The organism is Streptomyces nanshensis, from assembly GCF_001751255.1.
In the GTDB taxonomy this organism is placed as follows: domain Bacteria; phylum Actinomycetota; class Actinomycetes; order Streptomycetales; family Streptomycetaceae; genus Streptomyces; species Streptomyces nanshensis_A.
Genome location: NZ_LJGW01000132.1, coordinates 26,822 through 36,390, shown reverse-complemented (window position 1 = coordinate 36,390; position 9,569 = coordinate 26,822). Strand labels below are relative to the sequence as shown.

Below are 9,569 nucleotides of genomic sequence, written 5' to 3'. Positions count from 1 at the left end.
CGCCGGACGCCGCCGCGCCACCGCCCGCCGGCGCCGCGACCGCCCGCCGCACCGTCGGCCTGCTCACCGGCTGCGTCCAACAGGTCTTCTTCGCCCAGGTCAACGAGGCCACCGTGCGGGTGCTGACGGCCGAGGGCTGTGACGTCATCGCCCCCGCCGCACAAGGCTGTTGCGGCGCGCTCAGCGAACACGCGGGACGCGAGGAGGAGGCTTCCGAGCGCGCCCGCCGGCTCATCGACACCTTCGAACCGCTCGACGTCGACGCGATCGTGGTCAATNGGCTCGTCGCTCAAGGAGTACGGACGGCTGCTCGCCGACGACCCCGACTACCGCGAACGCGCCGAGGCGTTCGCGGCCAAGGTCCGCGACATCTCCGAACTCCTCGCGGAACTGCCCCCGTCGGCGCCCCGCCACCCCGTACGGGCCCGGCTCGCACACCACGAGGCGTGCCACCTCGCGCACGCACAGGGCGTCCGCGAGCAGCCGCGCGCCGTCCTGCGCACCGTCCCGGAACTGGAGGTGGTCGACATCCCCGAGTCCGACATGTGCTGCGGCTCGGCGGGCGTCTACAACCTCATCCAGCCCGAGCCGGCGGAGGAACTCGGCCGCCGCAAGGCGGAGAACGTCCGCTCCACGTCCCCCGACGCGGTCGTGACCGCCAACCCCGGCTGTCTGCTCCAGATCTCGCGCCATCTCGGCAAGCAGCTCCCCGTGCTGCACCCCGTCCAGGTCGTCGACGCCTCGATACGCGGCGTCAGGCCCTGGTGATCCGTCCCCCGAGTCCCAACTCGTCACCGGAGGCACCGTGTTCCAACCCGTACTCGATCCGCTGGCCGGGTCGCTGGGGTGGTCGTCCCTCGTCGCCGCCCTGCCGCTCGTCGTCTTCTTCGTACTGCTGGGCGTGCTGCGCGTCCAGGCGTGGCTCTCCGCGCTGGCCGCGCTGGCCTCCGCCGTGCTCGTCGCGGTCGCCGCCTACGGCATGCCGGTCGGGCAGAGCCTCAACTCGGCTGTGCTGGGCGCCCTGTTCGGACTGTTCCCGATCATGTGGATCGTGGTCAACGCCCTGTGGGTGTACCAGATGACCGTCGATACAGGGCACTTCGAGACCCTGCGCCGCTCCTTCGGGAAGCTCTCCGACGACCAGCGCCTCCAGGCCGTCATCGTGGCCTTCTGCTTCGGGGCGCTGCTGGAGGCGCTCGCCGGGTTCGGCGCGCCCGTCGCGATCAGCTCGGTGATGCTCATCGCGCTCGGCTTCCAGCCGTTCAAGGCCGCGACCGTCTCGCTGGTGGCCAACACCGCGCCCGTGGCGTTCGGCGCCATGGGTACGCCCGTCATCACGCTCTCCGAACTGACGGGTCTGCCGCTGGAGGACGTCTCCGCCACGGTCGGGCGCCAGACCCCGCTGCTGGCCGCGGTCGTCCCGGTGCTGCTGGTCTTCCTCGTGGACGGGCGCCGCGGTCTGCGGCAGACGTGGTGGCCGGCGCTGGCGTGCGGACTCTCCTTCGCCGTCGCCCAGTTCGTCACGTCCAACTATCTGTCCGTGCAGCTCACGGACGTCGTCGCCGCGCTCGTCTCGGTCGGCGTGCTGGTCCTGGTGATGCGGACGACGAACATTCCGGCACCGGCGCACGCGCCCGCGTCCGCCGAGGACGGAGGCGGTGCCGGCTCCGACGACGGCCCAGGCTCCGGCTCCGGTGGCACGGACGCCGGTACGGGTACGGGCTCCGCCGGTACGGGTACGGATACGGGCACCGTCACCGAGGTACGGGACAGCCGCCGCGCCGCCCTCAACGCCTATCTCCCGTACGCCGTGATCATCGTCGTCTTCGCCGTCAGCCAGATCCCGCCCGTCAAGGCCGTACTGGAGAAGGGCGCCGTGCTCTTCGACTGGCCCGGCCTGGACGTCGCCGACCCGGTCACCGGCAAGCCCGCCGCCTCCACGGTCTTCAACTTCAACTGGCTGCCCGCCACCGGCACGATGCTGCTGCTGAGCGGCCTGCTCACCGCGGCGCTGCTGGTCATATCCCCGCGTGTGGCGGTGCGTTCGTACGGGCGCACACTGCACCAGTTGCGCTGGGCCATCCTCACCGTCGCCACGGTGCTGGCCCTCGCGTACGTGATGAACCTGTCCGGACAGACCTCCACCATCGGCCACTTCATCGCCGGGGCCGGGCCCGCGCTGGCGTTCCTCTCGCCGGTGCTCGGCTGGCTGGGCGTCGCGGTCACGGGCTCCGACACGTCCGCGAACGCGCTGTTCGGCATCCTCCAGGTGACGGCCGCGAAGAACTCCGGCTACGCACCGGAACTCCTCGCCGCCGCCAACAGCTCCGGCGGCGTCCTCGGCAAGATGCTCTCCCCGCAGAACCTCGCCATCGCCGCCGCCGCGACGGGCCTGGGCGGACGGGAGCCCGAACTGCTGCGGAAGGTCGTGGGCTGGAGCCTGGCGCTGCTGCTGCTGATGTGCGTCCTGGTCTTCCTTCAGTCCACGTCCGTACTGGGCTGGATGCTGCTGTCCTGACGGGGTCCGAGCACCGCTGCGCGGGTGCCCCGCAGGTGCCCGCGCAGCGCGGCCCGGTACGCCGTCAGATCGCCCTTCTCCAACAGGCCGACCAGCTCGGCGTGTTCGTGGTGGGTGGCGCGCAGCCGGTCGCCGTCGTTGAAGACGGCGTACAGGCCCATGCGCTGCTGACGGTCGCGCAGCCCCGCGTACAGGTCGAGCAGGATCGGGTTGTCCGCGGCGCGCACGATGAGCTGGTGGAAGATCTGGTCGGCGGCGACGAACGCCTTGCCGTCGCCGGCCTCGCGCAGCCCGGCCTGCTCCTGGAGCTGTTCGCGCAGCTCGCCCAGCAGCCCTTCCAGAACGGACGGGCCCAGGGCGGCGACCTTCTCGGCGGCGAAGGACTCGATCAGCTCCCGCGTCTCCAGAACGGTCTCGACCTCCTTCGCGGAGACCGGCACCACCACCGCGCCCCGCTTGGGGTAGAGCCGCAGCAGCCCCTCGGACTCCAGCCGCAGGAACGCCTCGCGCACGGGCGTACGGCTGATGCCCAGCGCCTCGGCGACGGTGCCCTCGCTGATCAGCTCGCCACCGGCGAGGATGCCGTCGAGTATCCGCTCCTTCGCGTACTGGTACGCGCGCTGGGAGGTGGGCACAGCCCGCGCCATCTGCCGCCCCCCAACATGGATGGATTCATGTGTCCAAGCCGTTTCCGCGGAGACTAGATGCGCCCTGCACGAGGGTGCAACCGGCCGGGGTACGGGCGTGACGCGACGACGCCCGGGCCGCCGTAGGGACCGCGTACGGGCTGCGTACGGGCGCTCCCGGAACCCCGCGCGGAACCCGTCCGCGGGGCCGGTTCGCCCTCCCCGCGAGGGTGGAGGGATGATGAAGGAGGAGCTCAGCCCGGACGCCGCGCCTCCGGCACGCACTCCCCGCCCCCGCCACACGGAGAGCGACGACGCAGGTGAGAGAGCCGGTATGCGATTCCTGAACGACCAGCAGCCCCCGTACGACCTGACCTACGATGACGTGTTCATGGTGCCGTGCCGCTCGGCGGTCGGCTCCCGGCAGGGCGTCGACCTCGCGTCCCCCGACGGCAGCGGCACCACGATCCCGCTCGTCGTCGCCAACATGACGGCCATCGCCGGGCGCCGCATGGCCGAGACGGTGGCACGCCGTGGCGGCCTCGCCGTCATCCCGCAGGACATCCCGATCGACGTGGTCAGCGAGGTCACCGCCTGGGTCAAGCGGCGCCATCTCGTCCTGGACACCCCGATCACGCTCGCCCCGCACCAGACGGCGGCCGACGCGCTGTCGCTGCTGCCCAAGCGGGCGCACGGCGCGGGCGTCGTCGTGCAGGACGGCCGGCCCGTCGGCGTCGTCACCGAGTCCGACCTGACCGGCGTGGACCGCTTCACGCAGCTCGCCGAGGTGATGTCCCGCGATCTGCTCGTCGTCAGAGCCGACATCGACCCGAGCGACGCCTTCGGCCAACTCGACAGCGCCCACCGCAAGTTGGCGCCCGCCGTCGATGCCGACGGCCGGCTCGTGGGCATCCTCACCCGCAAGGGCGCGCTGCGCGCCACTCTCTACACCCCGGCCACCGACGCCGCCGGACGGCTGCGCGTGGCCGCGGCCGTCGGCATCAACGGCGACGTGGCGGGCAAGGCGTCGGCGCTGCTGGACGCGGGCGTCGACACCCTCGTCGTGGACACCGCGCACGGCCACCAGGAGCGCATGATCGACGCGCTGCGCGCCGTACGCGCCCTGGGCCCGCAGGTGCCGGTCGTCGCGGGCAACGTGGTGGCCGCCGACGGCGTACGGGACCTCATCGAGGCCGGCGCGGACATCGTCAAGGTCGGCGTCGGACCGGGCGCCATGTGCACCACGCGGATGATGACCGGCGTCGGCCGCCCGCAGTTCTCCGCCGTGCTCGAATGCGCCGCCGAGGCACGGAAGTTCGGCAAGCACGTGTGGGCCGACGGCGGCGTGCGGCACCCGCGCGACGTGGCCATGGCGCTGGCCGCCGGTGCCTCCAACGTCATGATCGGCTCGTGGTTCGCCGGTACGTACGAGTCGCCGGGCGACCTCCAGCAGAGCGCCGACGGCCGTGCCTACAAGGAGTCCTACGGGATGGCCTCCGCCCGCGCCGTACGCCACCGCACCAGCGAGGAGTCGGCGTACGACCGTGCCCGCAAGGCCCTGTTCGAGGAGGGCATCTCCACGTCGCGGATGTTCGTCGACCCGGCGCGGCCGGGCGTCGAGGACATGATCGACACGATCATCGCGGGCGTGCGCTCCTCGTGCACGTACGCGGGCGCGGCCTCGCTGGAGGAGTTCACCGAACGGGCCGTCGTGGGCGTGCAGAGCGCGGCGGGCTACGCGGAGGGCGAGCCGCTGCACGTGAGTTGGTGAGCGGACGGGGCGGCGATGATGCGGTGAGGCAGCGGCCGGCCCACCCGGGGTCCCGTTCGGGTCCTGCCCGGGAGAGCCGGCCGTCCCGCCACACCGTTACGCCGTCACGTCATGGGACGGGCTACAGGTTCCAGTGCTGTTCGTCGCTGCAGCGGTCCCAGCCGGGCGTGGTCAGGCAGGTCTTGAAGTAGACGGTCTCGTAGCCCGCGTCGGGGTTCGCCTTCGTGCTGGAGGCCGTGATGCTCTTCCCGGCGCCCTTCCGGTTGAAGGCGAACTCCGTCGCGGCGTAGCCGTCTCCCCGCCAGACCACGTACGGCACGTAGCCGTCGGCCTTGGTGTCCTTGACCTTGCAGGTCAGCCGGGCGTGGTCGTTCGGCAGGCCGCCGCCGGGCCAGGTCTGCAACGAGCAGGTGGCCTTCGAGCCGGTCAGCTTCGCCGTCTTCGATGCCCGCTTCGTGTCCGCCTGGGCGTGGCCGGCCGTGAGCGTGAGTGCCGCTGCCGCGGCGACCACGGTGATGACTGTGCGCTTCATCGCAACTCCCCGTGTGATCCCGTCCGTTGACGGTCCGTGTCTTCTTGTGCACTCATCGTCCCGGGTGCGAGGCGGCGGCGGCCACGCTCTTCGGCGCACGCCGAAAGTGCCGTATCCGCCCCCGAGTCCGGCTTTCGTCCCGGTCCGAATCGCTGTGCCCGCGCCGCGCCGCGTGCTGCCATGCACGCATGACCGCTTTCACCCGTGACGCGCACTCAGGTACCGGACCCGGAGAATTCACCCGCGACGGCTGCTCGGTGGAGCTGTACGCGCAGCTTCCATCCCGCGAGGAGGAGACCGGCGTCGTCCTCGGCGCCGTGCCGCCCGGCGCCGCCCTTCTCGAACTCGGCGCCGGCGCGGGCCGGATGACGCGGGCGCTGGCGGCCGGCGGACTGCGGGTGACCGCCGTCGACGAGTCCGCCCCGATGCTCGCGCACATCGGCGAGGTCGCGGAGACCGTGCACTCGGCCATCGAAGACCTCGACCTGGGGCGGCGCTTCGACGCCGTCCTGCTCGCCTCGTTCCTCGTCAACACCGCCGACGACGCCCACCGTTCACGGCTGCTGCGGGCCTGCGCCCGGCACACCGCGCCCGGCGGAGCGGTCCTCATCCAGCGCGAACACGACGGAATGCGCGAGGGCATGCGGCCGGGACAGACCTGGAACCGGGGCGCGATGACCACCACCGTCGTCTCCCTCGACCCGGTGGGCGACGACGCCTGCCGCGTGTGCCTCGCGCACGAGACGGAACAGGCCCGCTGGACGCAGACCTTCTTCTCCCAGACGCTGCCGCGTCCCCGCCTCGAAGCGGCGCTGCGCGCGGCGGGTCTGGAGCCCGACGCCTATCTCACCGACGACGGCGGCTGGGTCCGCGCCCGCCCGGCGACACCGCCCGCCGTGTCCTGAAACGCCGCACCCCGCTGAACGATCGGCCTCAACTCGCCCCGTCCGCGCAACGTTTCGCCGCGCACACGCAAGGGTGCCCCGTTACCGGCCGCCCCGTGCGCCTCGTAAGGTCGTGCGCCGTAACGGACCGACAGCGAGGAGGCACCGCCGTGCTGGAGCAGGAGGCGGGCCCGCCCGCTGCGCAGACCCCCGACGGGCGGCAGCCCGGCGTCAGGCGGCTGACGCGCCGCAAGCCCGTGGAGGCGCTGGTCTCCGAGGGTGGCCACGGCGCGGGCGGTGAACTGCGGCGCAGCCTCGGCCTCTGGCAGCTCACGATGATCAGCATCGGGGCGACGCTGGGCACCGGCATCTTCGTCGTCCTCGGCGAGGCCGTGCCCGACGCCGGGCCCGCGGTCGTCCTGTCGTTCGTCGTCGCGGGCCTCACCGCGCTCTTCTCCGCCCTGTCCTACGCCGAGTTGGCGGGCACCATCCCCGTCGCCGGCTCCTCCTACTCCTACGCGTACGCGACGCTCGGCGAGCTGACCGCCTGGGTGTGCGGCTGGTGTCTGCTGCTGGAGTACGGGGTGTCGGTGGCCGCCGTCGCGGTGGGCTGGGGCCAGTACATCGACGAACTGCTGCACGGCGTCTTCGGCGCCGGACTGCCCGCCGCGCTCTCCGCGCCGCCCGGCGACGGCGGGCTCTTCAACGTCCCCGCGCTGGTGGTCGTCCTGCTCGCCATGGCCTTCCTGCTCGGCGGCGCCAAGGAGAGCGCACGGGCCAACACCGTGATGGTCACCGTGAAGATCCTCGCGCTGCTGGTCTTCTGCGCCGTCGCCGCCGCGGGCATCCGCGCCGGCAACTACCGTCCGTTCATGCCGCTCGGCATGGCCGGGGTGAGCGCCGCGGGCGCCACGCTCTTCTTCTCCTACATCGGCTTCGACGCGGCCTCCACGGCGGGGGAGGAGGCGAAGAACCCGCAGCGCGACCTGCCGCGCGCGATCCTGCTCTCCCTCGTCCTGGTCACCGCGGTCTACTGCCTGGTCGCGGCCGTCGCCGTCGGCGCCCGTCCGTGGCAGCGGTTCGAGGGCAGCGAGGCCGCGCTCTCCGGCATCCTGCGTTCCGTCACCGGGCACGACTTCTGGCCCGCGCTGCTCGCCTTCGGCGCCGTCGTCGCCATCGCCTCCGTCGTCCTGACCGTGCTGTACGGGCAGACCCGCATCCTCTTCGCGATGTCACGGGACGGCCTGGTGCCCGCCGTCTTCGCCAAGGTCGACCCGCGCAGCGGCACTCCGCGCGCCAACACCGTGATCGTCGCCGCGTTCTGCGGGACGCTCGCCGCGGCCGTACCGCTCGGGCGTCTCGCCGACGCCACCAGCATCGGCACCCTCTTCGCCTTCGCCCTCGTCAACATCGCGGTGATCGTCCTGCGGCGCACCCGGCCCGGGATGCGCAGGGCCTTCCGTGTGCCGCTCTCGCCGCTCTTCCCGCTGGTCGGGCTCGGGCTGTGCCTGTGGATGATGTTCTCCCTGGACACCGTCACCTGGGCGGTGTTCGGCGTCTGGATGGCCGTGGGCGCTGTGGTCTACTTCGGATACGGCATGCGCCGCTCCCGGCTGAACGCCGCGCCGCGCGCTGCGACCGCCCCCGTGAGCGGAGAGGAGTGACCGGCCCGACGTGTCCCTCGACGACCTCGACGAGCGCATCGTCCACGTACTGTCCGAGGACGCCCGCCGCTCCTACGCGGACATCGGCTCCGAAGTGGGCCTCTCTGCGCCCGCCGTGAAGCGCCGCGTGGACCGGCTGCGGGCGGAGGGCGCCATCACCGGCTTCACCGTACGGGTCGACCCGGCGGCGCTCGGCTGGGAGACCGAGGGCTTCATCGAGATCTACTGCCGCTCCAAGACCGGTCCCGAGGACATCCGCCGCGCGCTGGCCCGCTATCCGGAGGTCGCCTCCGCCTCCACGGTGACCGGCGAGGCCGACGCCGTCGTGCAGGTCTTCGCCTCCGACATGCGCCACTTCGAGCAGGTGCTGGAGAGGATCGCGGGCGAACCGTTCGTCGAGCGGACCAAGTCCGTGCTGGTGCTCTCGCCGCTGCTGCGCCGCTACACCGCGGGGGCGCCGCGCTAGCCGCTCCCGGCACGAGCGTCGGTACGGCGCCGCGCAACAAAACGCCGCGAGGCGCCCGCAGGACGCAACAGAACGCTCCGTGAGACGCAAGGGTTGTGTCTTGTCCGCCCTGGTCAGGGGCCCGTACCGTCGAAGTGTTCCCGGACGGCGCGTTCCGGACGGCCTTCCGTACCGGACCGCACCGGCGCCGGAGGTCCACCGGACGGGAGCGCCGCCCCGAGTACGTCCGTACGGTCACGGGCGCCGCCGCGCCCTCATGCCGTATTCCCGAGCACGCCAGAGGTCCCCATGCCGTCGCTGCGCATCGCCCTGCACCAGGCCCCCGCCGGGGTGCCCCGGAGCGTCGAGGACTCGCTCGCCGCGCTCGACGAGACCGCCCGCACGGCCGCCGCGCGCGGCGCCGGACTGCTGGTCACGCCCGAACTCTCCCTGACCGGCTATGCGTTGGGCGAGGACGTCGCCGAGCGTGCCGAGCCCGCGGACGGACCCTCCGCCCGCGCCCTCTCCCGCATCGCCGCCGCGCACGGCATCGCCGTCGTCTACGGCTATCCCGAACGCGACCCGGGCAGCGGGCAGTTGTACAACTCCGCCGCGCTCGTCGCGGCGGACGGCGCGCCGCTGGCCGGCTACCGCAAGACGCATCTGTACGGCGGCTGGGAGAGCCGCCACTTCACACCCGGCGAACGCCTCGTCGTACAGGCGGAGTTGGCGGGCGTACGGGCCGGGCTGCTCGTCTGCTACGACGTGGAGTTCCCCGAGGCGGTGCGCGCGCACGCCCTCGCCGGTACGGAGCTGCTGATCGTGCCGACGGCGCTGATGCGTCCGTACGACATCGTGGCTCAGACGCTGCTGCCGGCGCGTGCCTGGGAGAGCCAGCTCTATGTGGCGTACGCCAACAGGGCAGGGTGCGAGGGCGAGTTCGACTTCGCGGGGCTCAGCGCGCTGGCCGCACCCGACGGGAGCGTGCCCGTACGGGCCGGGCGCCACGAGGCGCTGCTCATCGCCGATGTCGACACCGGGCTGCTCCGTGCCTCGCGCGAGCGGAACGGCTATCTCACCGACCGGCGGCCCGAGTTGTACACCGTCTGACCCGCCCGCGCCCCGCCCC

At 72.5% G+C, this 9,569-nt stretch carries 9 protein-coding genes and 1 pseudogene; 8 read left to right on the top strand and 2 right to left on the bottom strand.

The window, feature by feature from the left end; genetic code table 11:
* Positions 1-113: 113 nt before the first annotated feature.
* From AN218_RS39015 to AN218_RS07825, 3 genes and pseudogenes are all read left to right on the top strand, one after another.
* Positions 114-218 (top strand): annotated as a pseudogene (locus AN218_RS39015) (heterodisulfide reductase-related iron-sulfur binding cluster); the annotation flags it as partial.
* 58 nt (positions 219-276) lie between these two features.
* Positions 277-768, top strand: coding sequence for a (Fe-S)-binding protein (locus tag AN218_RS07830; protein ID WP_420855948.1), 492 nt, complete (start codon positions 277-279; stop codon positions 766-768).
* A 37-nt stretch (positions 769-805) separates the two neighbouring features.
* Positions 806-2,518 carry an L-lactate permease gene (locus AN218_RS07825; RefSeq protein ID WP_070016037.1) on the top strand — a complete coding sequence of 571 codons (1,713 nt, stop codon included), beginning with the start codon at positions 806-808 and terminating at the stop codon, positions 2,516-2,518.
* Here the strand turns inward: AN218_RS07825 and AN218_RS07820 are convergent.
* Positions 2,479-3,153 (bottom strand): GntR family transcriptional regulator, encoded by a 675-nt coding sequence (locus tag AN218_RS07820; RefSeq protein ID WP_216311733.1) that lies wholly within the window; start codon positions 3,151-3,153, stop codon positions 2,479-2,481. The two genes, AN218_RS07825 and AN218_RS07820, sit on opposite strands and share 40 nt — an antisense overlap.
* Positions 3,154-3,478: 325 nt before the next feature.
* Here AN218_RS07820 and AN218_RS07815 point away from each other — a divergent pair, with 325 nt between their 5' ends.
* The gene (locus AN218_RS07815; protein WP_070016041.1) at positions 3,479-4,915 is read left to right on the top strand and encodes a GuaB1 family IMP dehydrogenase-related protein; all 1,437 of its coding nucleotides are present in this window, start codon (positions 3,479-3,481) and stop codon (positions 4,913-4,915) included.
* A 121-nt stretch (positions 4,916-5,036) separates the two neighbouring features.
* Here AN218_RS07815 and AN218_RS07810 read toward each other — a convergent pair whose 3' ends face one another.
* The gene (locus AN218_RS07810; RefSeq protein WP_070016035.1) at positions 5,037-5,447 is read right to left on the bottom strand and encodes a hypothetical protein; all 411 of its coding nucleotides are present in this window, start codon (positions 5,445-5,447) and stop codon (positions 5,037-5,039) included.
* A gap of 188 nt (positions 5,448-5,635) precedes the next feature.
* Here AN218_RS07810 and AN218_RS07805 point away from each other — a divergent pair, with 188 nt between their 5' ends.
* The 4 genes from AN218_RS07805 (at position 5,636) to AN218_RS07790 (ending at position 9,550) form a co-directional block, all read left to right on the top strand.
* Positions 5,636-6,352, top strand: a complete 717-nt coding sequence (locus AN218_RS07805) for a class I SAM-dependent methyltransferase (protein ID WP_070016034.1) — start codon at positions 5,636-5,638, stop codon at positions 6,350-6,352.
* Between the two features lie 149 nt (positions 6,353-6,501).
* Positions 6,502-7,995, top strand: coding sequence for an amino acid permease (locus AN218_RS07800; protein ID WP_070016033.1), 1,494 nt, complete (start codon positions 6,502-6,504; stop codon positions 7,993-7,995).
* Positions 7,996-8,005: 10 nt separating this feature from the next.
* Positions 8,006-8,461, top strand: coding sequence for an Lrp/AsnC family transcriptional regulator (locus tag AN218_RS07795; RefSeq protein WP_070016032.1), 456 nt, complete (start codon positions 8,006-8,008; stop codon positions 8,459-8,461).
* 288 nt (positions 8,462-8,749) lie between these two features.
* The gene (locus AN218_RS07790; protein WP_070016031.1) at positions 8,750-9,550 is read left to right on the top strand and encodes a carbon-nitrogen hydrolase family protein; all 801 of its coding nucleotides are present in this window, start codon (positions 8,750-8,752) and stop codon (positions 9,548-9,550) included.
* Positions 9,551-9,569: the final 19 nt, after the last annotated feature.